This window comes from Streptococcus sp. P25B114 (assembly GCF_053010325.1).
Genome location: NZ_JBRKNW010000011.1, coordinates 1 through 16389 on the forward strand (window position 1 = coordinate 1; position 16389 = coordinate 16389).

16 protein-coding genes are annotated in these 16389 nt (G+C 44.0%); 4 read left to right on the top strand and 12 right to left on the bottom strand.

From position 1 onward, the window contains the following. Positions 1 to 225: transposase (locus ACVC7T_RS06465; RefSeq protein WP_447262667.1), on the top strand; the 225-nt coding region annotated here is incomplete at its 5' end. A 70-nt stretch (positions 226 to 295) separates the two neighbouring features. Here the strand turns inward: ACVC7T_RS06465 and ACVC7T_RS06470 are convergent. The 7 genes from ACVC7T_RS06470 to ACVC7T_RS06500 form a co-directional block, all read right to left on the bottom strand. Beyond that, the gene (locus ACVC7T_RS06470; protein WP_105110423.1) at positions 296 to 730 is read right to left on the bottom strand and encodes a CoA-binding protein; all 435 of its coding nucleotides are present in this window, start codon (positions 728 to 730) and stop codon (positions 296 to 298) included. Between the two features lie 12 nt (positions 731 to 742). Continuing rightward, positions 743 to 970, bottom strand: a complete 228-nt coding sequence (locus tag ACVC7T_RS06475) for a hypothetical protein (protein WP_172059759.1) — start codon at positions 968 to 970, stop codon at positions 743 to 745. Between the two features lie 58 nt (positions 971 to 1028). Continuing rightward, on the bottom strand, positions 1029 to 1805 hold the full coding sequence (locus ACVC7T_RS06480) for a glucose-6-phosphate isomerase (RefSeq protein ID WP_125266056.1): 777 nt from the start codon (positions 1803 to 1805) through the stop codon (positions 1029 to 1031). After that, the gene (gene polA, locus ACVC7T_RS06485) at positions 1792 to 4428 is read right to left on the bottom strand and encodes a DNA polymerase I (protein ID WP_447262668.1); all 2637 of its coding nucleotides are present in this window, start codon (positions 4426 to 4428) and stop codon (positions 1792 to 1794) included. Before polA ends, ACVC7T_RS06480 begins: the two co-directional genes overlap by 14 nt. A gap of 108 nt (positions 4429 to 4536) precedes the next feature. Continuing rightward, on the bottom strand, positions 4537 to 7734 hold the full coding sequence (locus ACVC7T_RS06490; protein ID WP_447262669.1) for an FtsX-like permease family protein: 3198 nt from the start codon (positions 7732 to 7734) through the stop codon (positions 4537 to 4539). A gap of 11 nt (positions 7735 to 7745) precedes the next feature. Beyond that, entirely contained in the window at positions 7746 to 8447 is a 702-nt protein-coding gene (locus ACVC7T_RS06495; protein WP_105160582.1) for an ABC transporter ATP-binding protein, read from the bottom strand. Between the two features lie 88 nt (positions 8448 to 8535). After that, positions 8536 to 8871 carry a helicase BlpT gene (locus ACVC7T_RS06500; protein WP_447262670.1) on the bottom strand — a complete coding sequence of 112 codons (336 nt, stop codon included), beginning with the start codon at positions 8869 to 8871 and terminating at the stop codon, positions 8536 to 8538. Between the two features lie 163 nt (positions 8872 to 9034). On the opposite strand from ACVC7T_RS06500, the gene ACVC7T_RS06505 reads away from it, so the two are divergent. Genes ACVC7T_RS06505 through ACVC7T_RS06515 form a run of 3 tightly spaced genes read left to right on the top strand, consistent with a single transcriptional unit; the run spans position 9035 to position 12009 of the window. Beyond that, a complete protein-coding gene (locus tag ACVC7T_RS06505) occupies positions 9035 to 10252 on the top strand; it encodes a hypothetical protein (protein WP_447262671.1) in 1218 nt (405 codons plus the stop codon). A 2-nt stretch (positions 10253 to 10254) separates the two neighbouring features. Continuing rightward, complete coding sequence (locus ACVC7T_RS06510; RefSeq protein WP_447262672.1) at positions 10255 to 11115, top strand: ABC transporter ATP-binding protein; 861 nt, start codon at positions 10255 to 10257, stop codon at positions 11113 to 11115. 12 nt (positions 11116 to 11127) lie between these two features. Beyond that, positions 11128 to 12009, top strand: a complete 882-nt coding sequence (locus tag ACVC7T_RS06515) for a hypothetical protein (RefSeq protein WP_447262673.1) — start codon at positions 11128 to 11130, stop codon at positions 12007 to 12009. Between the two features lie 125 nt (positions 12010 to 12134). Here ACVC7T_RS06515 and ACVC7T_RS06520 read toward each other — a convergent pair whose 3' ends face one another. The 5 genes from ACVC7T_RS06520 to tpx all read right to left on the bottom strand — a co-directional run bounded on the left by ACVC7T_RS06520 (position 12135) and on the right by tpx (position 16317). Then, entirely contained in the window at positions 12135 to 12701 is a 567-nt protein-coding gene (locus tag ACVC7T_RS06520) for a hypothetical protein (RefSeq protein WP_447262674.1), read from the bottom strand. 19 nt (positions 12702 to 12720) lie between these two features. After that, a complete protein-coding gene (locus ACVC7T_RS06525; RefSeq protein ID WP_447262675.1) occupies positions 12721 to 13428 on the bottom strand; it encodes a hypothetical protein in 708 nt (235 codons plus the stop codon). Further along, positions 13418 to 14317 carry an ATP-binding cassette domain-containing protein gene (locus ACVC7T_RS06530; protein WP_447262676.1) on the bottom strand — a complete coding sequence of 300 codons (900 nt, stop codon included), beginning with the start codon at positions 14315 to 14317 and terminating at the stop codon, positions 13418 to 13420. Before ACVC7T_RS06530 ends, ACVC7T_RS06525 begins: the two co-directional genes overlap by 11 nt. Positions 14318 to 14729: 412 nt before the next feature. Then, complete coding sequence (locus ACVC7T_RS06535; RefSeq protein WP_447262677.1) at positions 14730 to 15596, bottom strand: helix-turn-helix domain-containing protein; 867 nt, start codon at positions 15594 to 15596, stop codon at positions 14730 to 14732. Between the two features lie 235 nt (positions 15597 to 15831). Beyond that, a complete protein-coding gene (gene tpx / locus ACVC7T_RS06540; RefSeq protein WP_172074216.1) occupies positions 15832 to 16317 on the bottom strand; it encodes a thiol peroxidase in 486 nt (161 codons plus the stop codon). Positions 16318 to 16389: the final 72 nt, after the last annotated feature.

Sequence of the window (16389 nt, forward strand, 5' to 3'; positions counted from 1 at the left end):
CCATCCATGTCCCGCAAAGGGAATAGCCCAGATAATGGGATGATGGAGTCTTTCTTTGGCGTCTTGAAAACAGAAATGTTTTACGGATTTGAAAAGAGTTTCAAGTCTCTGGATCAACTGGAGAAAGCTATTACTGATTATATTTTTTACTATAACAACAAACGAATCAAAGCAAAATTAAAAGGACTTAGTCCTGTCCAATACAGAACTAAATCCTTTCAATAATTATTTGTCCAACTTTTTGGGGTCAGTACACACTTGCGGCATCGCTTTTTATTTATGTTCTTAGTTACTACTATGCTCCTGTCATGGCCAAGTATTCAATCTTGATGCACTTGTTCATGACAATGGCAGAGCGCCCAGCCTGACGCAGGATCTCTTCTGCTTCTTGGCTCTCCAAACCCAGCTGAGCCCAAAAGATTTTAGCATCTGTTTGGATAAATTCACGCGCTACATCGGGCAAGAATTCACTGCGACGGAAAATATCGACAATGTCAATCGGCTGGTCAATATCCAGCAGACTAGCATAGACTGGCTCACCAAGAATGGTTTGGCCAACTGCCGTCGGATTAACAGGAATAATCTTATAACCAGCCTCCTGCATGAGCTTGGAAACCCGATAGGATGTGGCATCCTCACGAGCAGACAAGCCCACAACCGCAATGGTCTTGGCGTTTCTCAGATAATCAAAGATGACATTCTGATCTGGATTTTGAAAAGAATAGGTCATAACTACCTCCTTTTAAGAGTGATAATGATAGACAAATAGGAAAATCAAGAGGGCAAGCAGGCACACCGGGCGGATAAGCCTGACTTCTCTCTTGCTCAGTATCGAACGACCTGGCATTTGGGGAAAGAGGGCCACCAAAACTGCCGTAGCAGCCAGACCTATATTGGCCAGATAGGCCATCTTGGTCAGACTTGCCAGTAGGAAGCTCAGAAATGTAAGTCCTACTCCCAACAGAATCATTTGCCCATAGGTCCGTGTTTGCAGCCATTCTTACATCATAGTCGTCCTCTGAGTATTCTTATTTCTTAGAAAGGGAATAAACTACATCCTTAAGCTGACCGATAGCTTTCTTGAGTGCTGTCCGGTCCTTGTCCAAGCCTGGATCCAACGAGTAGTAGATAGAGCCTACAACAACAGAATCATCATACTCTCCAGTCGATTCCATCCGATAGAAGGTCAGGCGGGCCATTTTTTGATCGTTCATAATCTGACGACCGGCCTTCCACTCCTGGTCATTGATGATCACAACTGACTGCTCAATGAAATTGTGGTTGGTTTCCGCCATACGGGCAGCCAACTCTTCTTCGTTCATGTTAACACCTTCTTCCAGTGGTGACTTGTTGAAGGCATTGATAGTGTAGAGTTGAACCATGTAGTTGTTAGCGCCTTCCTTGACATCGTAAACCGCAGCTAGGGTCTCATCTTCTGTGTTTTCTTTATTGATGGTCCAGTTGGCAGGCACATCATAGTAGCGCCAATTTTCTTTGATATTGCCGTTTTCATCACGTTCCGCAACACCATTGTTGGCCGCATGTATCTTGTGACCTTTTTGCGTCTCATCAGCTGGCGGATTGTCATTGACAGCAACGACTGGGACATTGACAAGAACATTGAACTGTTCATTTGTGGTGTCTTGTTTTTCTTTTAAAATAGGCAATTGAGTTGAGAAATCATCACCCGAAGGATTGGTTCCCTTGTTTTCTTTCTTCTGGCCACAGCCAACGAGAATCACACTAAACAAGGCAAGTAGAAGAATTGATTTTTTCACGTTATTTCCTTTCTTATTTAGCTTCATACCAGGTCTGACCGGCATTTTCATCCGCAAGCAGTGGCACAGACAGGGCAATGGCGCTTTCCATCGTTTCCTTAACCATAGCTTTGACCGTTTCCAGCTCTGCCATTGGTACCTCCAAAACAATCTCATCATGGACCTGAAGGAGCATGCGGGTAGATAGACCAGCCTCAGTCAGGGCCTTGTCCAAGTTAATCATAGCCACCTTGAGGATATCAGCAGCGGATCCTTGGATTGGAGAGTTGATGGCTGTTCGCTCGGCAAAATTTCGGACGTTGAAGTTGCGAGAGTTAATATCTGGTAATTCTCGACGGCGCTTGTAGATGGTTTCTACAAAGCCCTTATCTCGTGCCTCACGGACGATGGTCTCCATGTAGTTCTTGATACCTGGGAAACGTTCAAAATAGGTGTCGATGTAATTCTTAGCCTCTTTTCTCGTGATTCCGAGGTTGTTAGAAAGTCCGAAGTCAGAAATGCCGTAGACCACACCAAAGTTGACAGCCTTGGCATTGCGACGGTCGTTAGCTGTCACATCTTCTGATTTTTCAATGCCAAAGACCCGCATAGCTGTCGAGGTATGAATGTCTGCCCCCTGCTGGAAGGCCTCAATCAAGTGCTGGTCCTGGGAAATATGGGCTAGGACACGGAGCTCAATCTGCGAATAGTCCGATGCCAGAAGAACGCTGTCTTCCAGCGAAGGCACAAAGGCCTTACGAATGAGGCGACCTTGTTCCAGACGGACAGGGATATTTTGCAGGTTAGGATCTGTCGAAGACAGACGACCCGTCTGGGTCAAATCCTGAACATATCTGGTATGGATTTTGCCGTCTTCCAAAATCGCTTCCTGCAAGCCAATAACGTAGGTTGATTGGAGCTTGGTAATCTGACGGTAGTCCAAAATCTTGGAAACAACTGGGGCAATTGGGGCAAGACGTTCTAAGACATCCACTGCTGTTGAGTAGCCTGTCTTGGTCTTTTTAGTGTATTCCAATGGTAGGCCCATATCCTCAAAGAGAATGGTGCCCAGCTGCTTAGGCGAATTTATATTAAATTCTTGACCAGCTAATTCATAGATTTCCTTGGTCAGCTGCTCTATCAAGACTTCATTTTCAGCCTGCATGGCTTGGAGAGTCTCTTTTTCTACCTTGATACCGGCAATTTCCATCTTGGCAAGGACATCCGCCAGGGGCAATTCCATCTCGTAGAAGAGCTCCAATTGCTCATGTTCTTCGAGTTTTGCCAGCATAGCTTGCTCGGTCTCAATCAAGACCTGGACCTTACGAGCCAGATGCGGGAAGAATTCCTCACGGACTGGTAGGGCCAATTTGGCTCCCTTACCATAGACCGCCTCATCTGGTACCAAGCTAGTCTGACCGTAGAGGTTGGCAATGGTGGTCAAGGTATTGTCCTCAACTGTTGACAGGAGATACTTGGCCAAGCGACTGTCAAAGCTGGCAAGAGGGAGGTTCAGGCTCTTTCTTGCCAAGAGAACCTTACCCCGTTTGAAATCATAGGTCTTAATGGTCTGATGTTCCAAGAAATCACGCAGGATAGGACTGTCCAGTAATTCTGGACCACCGACATAAATCCCGTCCTTATCGCCCCAGGCCAGGCCAACAATTTCCTCTCGGTGGTAATTTTCACCTAGAATCTCAAAATAGAAGAACTGGTCCTTCTTAAGCATATCAGCCGTCACATCTGTAACCGTTTGGAAATCCAGTACTACTTCCTCTTGGGTCTCGGTCACTCCCAGCTGGGCCCGGAGTTGCTTAAAGCCCATGTCATCGTAGAATTGAGCCAGCTCCTCAAGATTTGGACCAGAGTAGACAATGTCGTCCAGGCCAATTTCAATCGGAGCATTGGTATCAATGGTCGCAAGGGTCTTAGACAGGAAGGCCTGGTCCTTGTCGTTGATGAGGTTTTCCTTCATCTTGGAGGCCTTCATGCTGTCGATATTTTCGTAAATCCCCTCTAAGCTGCCGTGTTCAATGAGGAGCTTGAGACCCGTCTTTTCACCGATTTTAGTCACGCCAGGGATATTATCCGACTTATCCCCCATGAGGGCCTTGAGGTCGATAAACTGGACTGGGGTAATCCCCATTTTTTCCATGAGGTAGGCTGGGGTAAATTCCTCAAATTCTGCCACGCCTTTCTTGGAAATCTCCACAACCGTATTTTCATCTGTCAGCTGGATCAAGTCCTTGTCACCGCTGACAATGGTTACATCAAAAGGAGTGTCTATCCGCTCTGCCATTTTGTCCAAGGTACCGATAATATCATCTGCCTCGTACTGTGCCAGCTCATAGTGCTTGACCCCCATGGCATCCAGCATCTGGCGGATAAAAGGAAACTGCTCGCGGAACTCGTCCGGTGTCTTGGCGCGGCCCGCCTTGTAGTCGGCGTACATCTCCGTCCGGAAGGTGGTCTTTCCAGCATCAAAAGCCACAAGAATGTGGGTCGGCTCAATCCGCTTCATCATGTGGTCCAGCATGAGGTTAAAGCCATAAATCGCGTTGGTGTGGAGCCCAGTCGGACTCTTAAAACGGTCAATTTGGTTGTAGAGTGCAAAGAAAGCACGAAAGGCTACAGAAGAGCCGTCGATTAGTAAAAGCTTGTTTTTATTCATAGGTCTATTATAGCATGAAAAAGAGGTTTTGGTGGGCTGGGGAGGGCTGGAAAAAGAAAAATCCTAGCTAGGCTGCTAGGACTTCCTGAAGGTTTCATCAAATAAATTCTACTCCACTGACTTGAGGGCTTCCAGCATGTCGACCTTTCTGAGCTGGTGGTTGACATACCAGCCCAGGCCTGCCAGAATGCCCACTATGGCTAGGACAGGGATGATGTAGACTTCTGCACCCACATGGGGATTAAAGCGAATGGAGTCTGAGCCAATCATGGCCAGGAGCAGGCGGTGCAGGTAAAAACCTGATACCAGACCGACCAGCACGCCAATCAAGGATAGGGCAATGGTTTCCCGGTAGATATACATGGTCACTTCCTTATTGTGGAAGCCCAGCACCCGAATGGTAGACAGCTCCTGGATTCGCTCGGACATGTTGATGATGGTCAGATTGTAGAGGATGACCAAGCCCAGCAGGATAGAGAGGACCACTAAGATGGTCATGACCGACTGCAGGGAGCCTGCCATGGCCGTCAGCATGTTCATGAGCGAGGTATTTTGCACCAGACTCTTGACTCCAGGCATGGCTAAGAGCTGACTGGCTGTATCTTGGACCTGGTCGACTTGCCCCTGCTTGAGCTGGACCAGATAGCCATTAGCCGTCCGCCGCTTGCCCGTCACCTGCTCATAGTAGGCGTCCGTCATATAGATGAAGTGACCTGCATACATCTCGACAACATCGGCCACACGGACGGTCACTTGCTCATCTTCCAGAGTCATCTTGAGCTTATCACCCCTTCCGACACCGTAGAGCTGGGCCAATTTTTCCGTTAGGACAATGCCCCTGCCACTAAGCTGGATGGACTGACTAGCCTTATTTTCCAGGCTGACCAGATTTCCTATATCCTCTCTGTCCGTCACATAGATACCGACAGACAGGTTCTTTTTCACATCGCCAATCTGCAGGGTCTGATTGGTCTGTTCAAAGGCAATTGGCAAGGACTGGCGGACCTGGTTTGACTGGAGAAAGGCAGTCAACTTGTCCAATTCCTCTTCAGAAGCTCTGCCATTTTCCACCACCAGTAGGTCATAATGGAGCAGGTCCCCAAACTGGCGATCGACCACCCCAGAGATAGAGGAGCGAATCCCCAGACCGCCAAAGAGGAGGGCGACGGTGCCGGCCACGCCAAAGATGGTCATGAGCATGCGGAGCTTGTATCGGAAGATATTGCGGGCCGTCACCTTGTGAGTAAAGCTGAGACGGGACCAGACTGCCTGCCACTTCTCCAAAAGAATCTTGGAACCCGCTGCTGGAGGTTTGGGCAGGAGCAAATGGGCTGGCTTTCCCTTGAGTTCCCGGTGGGCCACCAGATAGGCCGGCAGAACCGAGGAAATGAGGGACAGGACCAGGGCTAGCAGGGTCCAGAGGGGATAGAAATGGAGCTTGGCAGGGCCAATCACCGTGGTCTTGGTGATGATATCCGAAATCATGGGCGACAGGGCGAAATTGCCTGCCAAAATACCAACCAAGGTGCCCAATAGACCGGCACCTAGACCATAGAGGATGAACTTGGTCATAATCTGACGGTTGGTGTAGCCCAGAGCCTTGAAGAGACCCGACTGGCTGCGCTCCTCGTCGACAAATCGAGCCATAGTGGTAAAGGTAACCAGGGCCGCTACCAGATAGAGGACTACTGGAAAGACATTACCCACTGCGGCAATAGAGCGAGTAGCATTGCTGTAGGTCGTATAGCCGTCTCCACCTGGTAGGCTGGACCGAGTAAAGACCTGATAGGGTGATTTCTCCAGCTTGGTCAAGTCTTCCTTGGCATGGGCCAATTCATCCTCGGCCTCCTTGATGTCCTTGGTGGCATCTGCTTTTTTGTTGCTGAGCTCTGCTTGGACCTGGTTCAAGTCCTGATCCGCCTGATTGAGACGGAGAGCCTCTTGATTGAGGGTCAGACTGGATGATTCCAGAAGACTAGCCCCCCATTCATAATCAGCGAAACCAGCCTGATAGGCTGCCAGACCTTGCTCGTATTGGGCCAGACCCGCCTGGTATTGGGCTAGACCTGCTTGGTGCTGGGCGTTCCATTCATTGAAGCTGGCAAGACCTGCCTCGTACTCGCCTAACTTAGCTTGGTAGAGGCTGTAGCCTGACATGTAGGTCTGATAGGCTGTGTCGTAATCCGCAGCATTGGGATCCAATTTTTCTAGGTCTGCATCCAGCTGGGCCTTGGCCTGGTTAAGCTGATTGGCAGATACTTCCAGCTGGGCATAGTTTTCTTCTAGGAAGACACCTGTCTGGTCCAGCTGGAGCTTGCTGGCATCCAACTCTGCTTTGCTGGCTTCTAATTGGGCCTTGCTGACCATGAGTTGGTCATAGGCCGCTTGCAATTCTGCTTCAGATTGGATAATCTTGGCTCTGCCACGGGAAAATTCTGACCTACCCGTTTCCAGCTGCTCTTTACCAGACTGGAGGTCCTGCTCTGCCTTTTCCAAATCAGCCTTGGCCTTAGAAATATCCTGCTCTCCCTTGGCAATCTCTTCCTGGCCTTCCGACTGGATGCTGGCCAAACGGAGCTCGTCGTTATCAGACAGGAGCTTTTCCAAGTCTTCCTGGTGCTGCTCCAACTTGTCTTCATAGGCTGGACTGGCATAATCCAAGCCTGCCAAATCATCGTAGCGGATCCGGGCAATGGTGTAAACGTCCGAGTCGAAGGCTTCTTCCATGGCCAGACCGTAGCCAGCCAGCTGTCCATTGCCGCTAGAGGCCAGACCCATGGTCGTGTTGTCCAAGATTTCCGAAGAGGCCACAAAGCCAACTACCTTGAACTGGTTTTGCGTGAGAATGGTTCCACCCTTGTTTGGCTCCGTCATGTCTATCCTGTCACCGATTTTGAAGGATGATTGAAGCGAGGGTGACAGGGCAATTTCGTCTTTTTGCTTGGGAAAATTTCCTTCCAAGAGCTGATAGCCTGAAATGGTCGGACTGGCCGAAAAGAGGCGAACTGCCTGGTCCTTTTCAAGAGTCACATCCTTAAAATAGCCAGCTTCAACTGCCGTTCCGTCAATTGCACCTATTTCATCAAGGTCTGCTTGGCTAATACCCAAACCAGAAATGACTGCCAAATCCAGGGTTTTCTGGTCAGTAATATAGGCTTGGGCTGTTTGTTCCATATTGGGAGCTGTTACTTTCAGACCTGTCAGAGCCAGGGCTCCCAGCATCATCAGGCTAAATAGGGACAAAAAACGCCCCTTGGAAGAAAGGAGGGATTGCCTCATATCCTTCCAGTAGATTTTCTTTTTCATAGGCTCCCCCACTAATATTCTAGACTAGCTATATCCTGCGGATTTGCATTCAGCTCTACAGAATGTACACGGGCATCCCGCATTCGAATCACTCGGTCGGCAATGGGAGCCAGTGAGTTATTGTGGGTCACGATAATCACCGTAGCACCTTGCTTGCGGGACATATCTTGCAGGATTTGCAAGACCTGCTTACCAGTTTGGTAGTCCAAAGCCCCAGTCGGTTCATCACAGAGGAGAATTTTAGGCTTTTTGGCAACCGCACGGGCAATGGCCACCCGTTGCTGTTCGCCGCCTGAAAGCTGAGCGGGGAAATTATTGATACGGTGACCGAGTCCGACTTGTTCCAAGACCTCCTCAGCATCCAAGGCATCCTTGACGATTTCTGCTGCCAACTCCACATTTTCCTTGGCGGTCAGGTTGGCGACTAAATTATAAAACTGGAAGACAAAGCCAACGTCATCTCGGCGATAATTGGTCAGTTCATGACTTGACAGCTTGGCGATATCCACACCGTCAATCCAAACCTCCCCCTCGTCATTGCTATCCATGCCACCTAAGATATTGAGCAGAGTGGATTTGCCCGCACCAGATGAGCCCAGAATGATGACCAACTCACCCTGCTCAATCTCAAAGGACACGCTGTCATTTGCCACAATGGTCGCATCCCCCATTTGGTAGTATTTCGACGAATTCTTTACTTGGATATAGGACATGGCACACCTCGCTTCTTCTCTTCCTAACAACTGTATTCTTACTACTTATTATAGCACAAAAGAGGGTTTTCACCCTCTCCTTCATCTTTTACACTTGGGCAATAGCAGAGCCGCCATAGAGTTTGAGTTCTTCTCTGATGGTTTGGTAGTAATAGCGATCAAAGGACCGCCAAGCCTGCCTGCTGGTTTCACTCAATCGCAGGTCACCTAATCCAACTAGAAAACTGGTCGAACGATAAAACTTCTCAATCGCAATCAGTTCTGAATTGGTGACCGACTTGGCTTCCGACAATATGCGAATGGTTTCTGTCAAATTATGCTGGAACCGTTGTTCATCAACTGTCCCCCGCTTATCTGCTTGAAAGGCCTGATTCAAGTCTTGAATGAGGGCCAAAACGTCTTGAATAATCTGTGTCTTTTCCATAAAAGACCCTCCTTTGAATTATTGAATTTAGTATATCAAATTAGACAAAAATATTCCAGTCCTTTGTAGAATCCCTTGATTTATATTTATGTTGATATTATAATTATAGAAAATGACACATTTATACATCTATCCGTTCGCCATTTTTCTCCTGGAGGTATCTATGTTTCAAATTGAAGGTAAGCTATTTTTCCGTAGCAAGAAAAACTTGGTCGCTATCTTGGTCTTGTTGATTGCTATCCTGTCTAGTTCCTTTCTAGCAGGCTACCACAATCGGCAAGCCAAATTAAAGGTCATCCAACACTATGAACAGTCTATCCGAAATTTTGAAAATATCATACAAGATTTAGAAACACAGTATCAGAATCAAGCCCTCAGCGAAGAGGATTACCAGGCTGAACAAACATTTTTTACAGACTATATTGCCAACTACCAGAAGGAGATTGAAGCGGTCAAAAAGGAGGACTGGACCTATTTTTATGAGAAAAATATCCAGCACTATCAGCAGGATGGCCAATACGTCAGCCTTTCCTACCGAAGCTATGAATTTACCCCACAAACCATCGAAAATACCTTCTTGATTTCCAAGTATCTGTTAGAAAAGGAGATACCCTCTGCCTTTCCAACTGAGCTTTACCTAACAGCCTTTGAACATCCCAAAACACCAACAGATAGAGAAATCGTCAAGAGTCTGGGCCAGCAGGCCTTAAAAGGAACCAGTCATGAAATCTGGCAGGGACAAAAACAGCTGGGCCTGGTCATCACCCTTCCCCTCTTTCTCCTGGCTTTCACCAATTTTTTCATCAAAGACCAGCAGGGAACTAGCCGGCAGATCCGCCTTTTACAGACCCTGGGGTTGACTAGAATTCGAATGACAACCAATAAATACCTAGCCTTCCTAACACTATATACTGCCCTCTTTCTCACCCTCTATCTGAGCCATTTTCTCATCGCTTTTTTGCTAAATGGCAATAGTAGCTGGATCTATCCCGTCACGACCTATAGCAGTAGGGGACTGGCTTACAGTTTTATTACCACAGCCATAAAACCTATTTACCAAGTCATCTTATTGGCCTGTGGTATGCACTATCTCTACCTTCTATTTTTGCTGGGACTGGCACAGACCTTGGCTAGAGTCTTAAAAAATGGACTGGCTGGACTGGTTGTCACACTAGGACTTGTCATCTCTGCCAATTTCTTTCCCCATATCTTCAATCCATTTAGCCTATGGAATGCGGGCAATCTGGCGGACGGAAGTGCTATCATCTACCAGCAATTAACAGGATACAGCATTCCAAAAGTCTTTACGGTTCTTCTCATCAGTAACCTGCTCATCTATATCCTGCAATTCTATCTCCTGACAAGAAAAAGTGAGGTCTAACCATGCGATTATCCATTCACAATTTGTGCAAATCCTACGGGAAAAATAAGATACTAGACCAGCTAAACCTAGAACTGGCGGAGCCTGGAATCTGGGCCTTGATTGGACCAAATGGAGCTGGAAAGACAACTCTCCTAGACTGCATTGCCAACCTGCAAACCTTTGATTCGGGAGAGATTTCTATAAACGGCAAGAAGCACGATAATCCAAATGTCTACCAAACCTTTTCCTACCTGCAGGACAACCGGGTCCTCTACCCTGAATTGACAGGGCTGGAACACTTGCGATTGGTCCAAACTATCCAAGGGTTACCCAAAGAGCGGATTGAGGAAGTCATCCAAGAAATCGGCATCCGTGATTACGTGAACATTCCTGTCAAAAATTATTCACTGGGGATGAAACAACATCTCCTGCTGGCAATCGGTATTATGAACAAGCCCCAGGTCATGCTCTTGGATGAACCCTTGAACGGCTTGGACCCGACCAGCTACATCCAGACCAGAAAATTGCTCCAGAAACTAGCCAAAAATGGTTCAACCATTATCGTTTCTTCCCACCAATTAAACGAGGTGGACCAACTAACCGACCAACTGCTCTTTCTTAAACAGGGAAAAATCATTGAGTGGAAACTGGAACAGGTTGGGCGACAATATGCCATTCAGACTAGTGACAATCAGACAGTGTATCAGAAACTTGGGCAAATGAAGGGACTGACTTTGGCCAATGATAGCATTCAGCTAGACACCAGTGTTCACAGTCTGCATTTCTACCTAGACCAAGTCATGGCGTGTCAGGTGGAAATTCTAGATATTAGCATTCAGGAGCACCAGTCCGAAGAAATCTATAAAGAACTATTTGAATAGGGAGGCTTGACCATGAATCTATTGTCCCTTTTCATTCTACGACTGAAACGCAATGCTATTTTTCTAGCCCTCATGACTGCTGTGGCTCTTATCCCGCTTGCTCTGTCCTATCGGAATGTTCTAGAGGCCGAAAACTTGCGCTTTGAGGACCGAACCCGTATCATACAGGTCAAAAAAGAAGCTGAAACCTTCTTGTATGCTGACGATAAGGAAGCCCAAGCCTTAGACCAGGAAAGCATGGATTATTATAAAAAACTCTTGGAACTGACGACCACCTACTTAGAAAAGGAACATATCCAAGGAAAAAGTCAGGAGGTCTTGGAAACGGAGTTAGAACTCTACCAGACCTTGCAAAACTGGGAGGCAAAGGGGCATAATATCAACCATTTTACGAACAGCGAACTGGCAGAACGTATCACAGTCTATAAAAACGTTCTAGAGCAAGCTCTTACTTTTCACTACCCTACTGCTCCTAAGGACTTTTATATGACCTTCTTGCAACTTCTTCCAGCTAGTAACTATATGATCCCCCTTGTCATCTGCTCTTTGATAGTCTGGCTCCTTATGACTGACCTTTCAAAACATCGTGGTCTCCTCTTTATCAACGGACTATCCCCTAGTCAATATGCCACTAGCCTGACCTTACTTGCTCTTCTCCTCCAAGTTGCTATCTATGCTCTCATCCTGTTCACGCTACTTCTATTGGCACATCAGTTCCAATTTACCTTCCAAGAAGACTATCCTCTACTAGTCGGCACAACTACTCTATCTACCATATCTGTCAGGGAACAAATACAGAAACTCCTGCTGGTAACGGCTGGAGTGACAGGTTTCTATCTGACCTTTATCCGATTAGCAACGGCTAAAGTCCTACAAACATACAAGCGAAAATAAGCCACCTCGAAAATGGTGGCTTTTTGCTGGCAAAAAAAAAACGATGCCTATTCAGACACCGTTATATCTTGATACAAGCCAAGCCACAATCCAACATGGATACCTGTTTATGATGAGTAATCATCCTAATCACCCTTTCTGATGCTAACATCGGCATAGGCATCTATTTTGAGGATACTTGCCTTATTAGCTCCTTCTTCAGGAACTTCTAGTAACTTCGCCCCGCTATTCAACTTGACATCATAACTTCCATCGTAACTTCTAGGCAGAGTAATATCTACAGTACCGTTCCATGTATCAACATAAACTTCTTTAAAAGTAGCACCCTTTGCCAATTCAATTTTTGCTTTTAAACTACTCTTCCCACTTGCTACGGTTACTAACTTAAAACCCTTTTTACCCAATGGTATATAAGCATCGTTTTCACTAATATCTGCCTTCTCAAGTGTTGACATTGCTGATTCAGAAATTTTCCCTGTCAAACTAATCGTCGTCACTTCTTGGTCTGTTTCCACAATTTCAAGTTCAAAAGGTTGCTCACTACCATAGATTTCAATAGTATTAATTTCTTTGCTTGTTACAGTCCAAGACTTAGCAATCTCTACATCTGTTTTGTCACTCTCTAAACTTAGGTAAATCGCAACTCCTAAAAAAGTAATGATTAAAATGAAAAATGGAATTATTTTTTTCATTACAAGTGCCCTCCTTAAACTATTTAAACTCCCTACTAGAAAAAAGTAAGTACGAACTCAATAAATAGACAACACTAAATATCAATGCAATCAGACTAGACGGAGTAAAAAATTCTGTTTGATTAGTGATTAACTTTACCTGATTAAATAGAAAGAAATGAGAAAAGACATCATTTGCCAAGAGACTTGTTGTAACATACGAAACTAAATTATCAAACATCAAGACAATCATGGTATAAATAAGGTAGGCTTGATAAATCTTATCTACATACTGAAAAATAAACAGACACAGTAGCGAAAAACAGAGATGAAATGGCAACTGTTTAATGAGTAGGTCAAATGATTCATCCACATCTACTTGTCCATTCAAAAAAATTCTACATACAATTACTGTAAAAAATAGTAAAAGCGTATATGCAAAACACAGGGACAAGGTTTCAAATAATTTATAAAGGTAAACTGAAAAACGAGAGGAACTTTTTATGATTGCATGGTTAATGGTGCGATTGGCAAATTCTTCTCCCCAGACTAGATTACAAGCACTTGAGAAGAATAGAGGAATAAACCCTGCCACTGAAGATAAAATAACCGTAATACCTCCTTGTCCATCAGTTTCTCTCATCAGATAAGCGAAGAGTACTCCTAAAAAAATCACCAGAGAGACTGGAAAAAATAAACTTCTTTCTTTCCATACCCTATAAAAGTCTGATTTCACTTTATGGAACATGAGGAACCTCCTCTCTTGCAATCAAAGATAGATAATAGGATTCAAAACTCGGTTGAAATTTAATGATTTCCTCGATTTGAATCTCATTTTTCCGTAAACAATCAATAATCCAGCTAGTTGATTTCCCAATTTCTGAAAGCTCAATTCCTTCTTCGGTCACTATCGCCTCAATTCCCTCGGAAAGTAACACTTCGAGTGCTTCATGCTCCTTATCCACTCTAACAATACGTTTGGTTTGAAGTAAGTTTTGCAAGGCATCTTTTTGTATTATTTGCAACACTTTTCCTTTGCTCATGATGATATACTTGTCAACGACTAAGTCTAATTCAGACAAGATATGGCTTGAAACTAGAATGGTCATACGATATTCATTTTTCAAAAGCAGAAGAATCTCACGAATTTCCTTAATACCCACAGGGTCCAGACCGTTTATTGGCTCATCTAATATGAGTAGTTTGGGCCAATCACAGATAGCCAAGGCTATTGCCAAACGTTGCTTCATTCCAAGAGAAAAATCTTTCACTTTTTTCTTAGAATCTACACCCTCAAGTCCAACCATTCGTAATAGATTTTTGACTTTGTCTTTATCCGTTCCGATTCCTAAACCAATCATTTGAACACGAAGATTGTCGCCTGCAGATAAATGGGGATACAGAGCAGGTGACTCTACTATACAGGAAACAGCTTGACTCTCTAAACCACTTATTTCTCCAGAATTACTCGAAATCAATCCTGCAAGAATTCGGATTAAGGTAGTTTTGCCAGCACCATTTTCTCCCACTAGACCACAAATTTCTCCACAGTTAATATCAAAACTAATATTATCTAAAACTTTTTGCTTTCCGTAAGTTTTGGATACTGCTGTAACATTTAATAATGTATTTGCCATAGCAACCTCCTAAAAAGAAAAGTCGATAGAAAAGTGACAAACTATCGACCAGTCAAGTTATTAAATTATTTGGTGAACGGAACCATGTAAACTAATCCCAGCAAAGGAAACCGATTCCATACCAATAGTATAGACAAATTTGACCAGCTGTTATTTTTGTTTTTTCTTCAATTTTCTCATGGCAGGCTTTTTTGTAACCCCTTTCATTTATAGATTATCACAACTCTTTTAGCTTGTCAATACAAAAAACAACCTATTTGTATTTTTTTAAATTGTATGTAAATATGCATATTTTGAACGATATAATTAAAAGAATTTTGCAAATAAAAACGCAGAAATTGCGTTTAAATATGTACAACCCAGTATTTTTATCTACTCACAACTCTTACCAATCTCCAAGTCGTTGGGGTTCCTAGATTTTGTCTTCTTCTATATATCGCTCCAGATTCAATTCCATTTGTCGGTTAGCATCCAATTTATATAAAAAATATGCCTGACGAAAATGTTGTTTCGCACTCTCTGTATTTCCAAGTTCTTCATGGACATTACCTAGTAAACAAAATAAATCGGGTAATGAATAATAGCTTCTGTGTGACCTACAAAATTCGATAGCCTTTGTGATGCTAGCTATAGCTTGGATGTAATCCTTCTTTAGCCATAGGTAACGTGAAATGTTATATTGAAGCTTAATTTTTAATTCCAATTCTTCAATCGTGATAGGTTGGAAATTATCCGTTTTTTCTATCAGTCTTTCAAATTGTACATCAAATAATTCTTCATCATTAATATCAAAATAAAAATTTAGGAGTGTATTTGATACTTGTAAAAAAAATAAATTAGAACTCTCCAATTTTTCTAGTAAATATTCCATTTTGGATATAGCTTCCTTCTTTTTATCATAAAAATAAAAATCAACTAATCCACCTATCCACTCTAAGTATAATTGATTTGCTACCGATAAACGATGTTTATTATTAGACTCCAATTCATAAACATATCGTAGTCCTTGGTAGTCTCTATGGACTAAGAAATTTCGGATAACAGTTTTAAATTCTACTAATTCCTCCTCCTGCTCAGAAACAGTGTCTTCAAAAAAGTAATTCATCGAAACATTTAATTTTTTTGATAATTCAAAAAGCAATTCAGATCCTGGAGTATAAGCGCCACTCTCAATTCTACTAATTTGACCTTGTTTACATACACCTTCTGCCAATTCTTTCTGAGATAATTTCATCTCTTTTCTTTTTTGTTTTAACCTAGAGCCTAGTTGTATACTCATTGTTGTTACCCCACTCGTATTATATAACTATTCTAGCACTTATGAATTTTAAAGACAATAAAAATATCCATTTGCATATTATTTATGAAATCTATATTAGAATATGTATGTCATCTCTTCGTTTCATACTAAACCATAATCTTCCCCTCTTATCACAACCTATCTTCACAATAAATTTCTAGCAGGATAACTGAGCGTCAAAAAACGATGCCTATTCAGACATCGTTATATTCTTTTATTTAACAGCTTCCAAAGCCGCATCATAGTCTGGATGTTCGTTGACGTTGTCCAGATATTCTACGTAGGTGATTTCATTGTCGGCATTGAGGACAAAGACCGCACGCGCCAAGAGGTTCCACTCCTGCATGAGAAGACCATAGGATTTTCCAAAGGCATGGTCATAATAGTCGGACAGGGTCACTGCAGACTCCAGGCCAGAATTTCCACACCAGCGCTTTTGGGCAAATGGCAGGTCGACAGAAACCGTGATAACCACTGTGTCTTCCATGCCAGCCAGCTCTTCATTGAAACGGCGGGTCTGGGTATCACAAATACCTGTATCAATGGACGGCACGACGCTGATAATCTTGGTCTTCTTGCCATAGTCCTTGAGACTCTTGAGATTGAGTTCATTGTCCATGAGGACAAAGTCAGGCGCCTTGTCACCAACCTGCAAACGTGGACCTACTAGGGTCACTTCTTTTCCAATAAATGTCGTCATTTTTCAATCTCCTTCCGATTGCTATACCCATTGTAAGCGTTTTTTATAAAAATTACCACTAATTTGACTAAA

Bases quoted from the DNA above. Each gene is read 5' to 3' on its own strand.
- ACVC7T_RS06495 (WP_105160582.1), bottom strand. From the start codon at position 8,447: ATGTCCTATATCCAAGTAAAGAATTCGTCGAAATACTACCAAATGGGG.
- ACVC7T_RS06475 (WP_172059759.1), bottom strand. From the start codon at position 970: ATGATTCTGTTGGGAGTAGGACTTACATTTCTGAGCTTCCTACTGGCA.
- ACVC7T_RS06490 (WP_447262669.1), bottom strand. From the start codon at position 7,734: ATGAAAAAGAAAATCTACTGGAAGGATATGAGGCAATCCCTCCTTTCT.
- ACVC7T_RS06515 (WP_447262673.1), top strand. From the start codon at position 11,128: ATGAATCTATTGTCCCTTTTCATTCTACGACTGAAACGCAATGCTATT.
- tpx (WP_172074216.1), bottom strand. From the start codon at position 16,317: ATGACGACATTTATTGGAAAAGAAGTGACCCTAGTAGGTCCACGTTTG.
- ACVC7T_RS06520 (WP_447262674.1), bottom strand. From the start codon at position 12,701: ATGAAAAAAATAATTCCATTTTTCATTTTAATCATTACTTTTTTAGGA.
- ACVC7T_RS06470 (WP_105110423.1), bottom strand. From the start codon at position 730: ATGACCTATTCTTTTCAAAATCCAGATCAGAATGTCATCTTTGATTAT.
- ACVC7T_RS06530 (WP_447262676.1), bottom strand. From the start codon at position 14,317: ATGGCAAATACATTATTAAATGTTACAGCAGTATCCAAAACTTACGGA.
- polA (WP_447262668.1), bottom strand. From the start codon at position 4,428: ATGAATAAAAACAAGCTTTTACTAATCGACGGCTCTTCTGTAGCCTTT.
- ACVC7T_RS06480 (WP_125266056.1), bottom strand. From the start codon at position 1,805: ATGAAGCTAAATAAGAAAGGAAATAACGTGAAAAAATCAATTCTTCTA.
- ACVC7T_RS06535 (WP_447262677.1), bottom strand. From the start codon at position 15,596: ATGAGTATACAACTAGGCTCTAGGTTAAAACAAAAAAGAAAAGAGATG.
- ACVC7T_RS06500 (WP_447262670.1), bottom strand. From the start codon at position 8,871: ATGGAAAAGACACAGATTATTCAAGACGTTTTGGCCCTCATTCAAGAC.
- ACVC7T_RS06505 (WP_447262671.1), top strand. From the start codon at position 9,035: ATGTTTCAAATTGAAGGTAAGCTATTTTTCCGTAGCAAGAAAAACTTG.
- ACVC7T_RS06510 (WP_447262672.1), top strand. From the start codon at position 10,255: ATGCGATTATCCATTCACAATTTGTGCAAATCCTACGGGAAAAATAAG.
- ACVC7T_RS06525 (WP_447262675.1), bottom strand. From the start codon at position 13,428: ATGTTCCATAAAGTGAAATCAGACTTTTATAGGGTATGGAAAGAAAGA.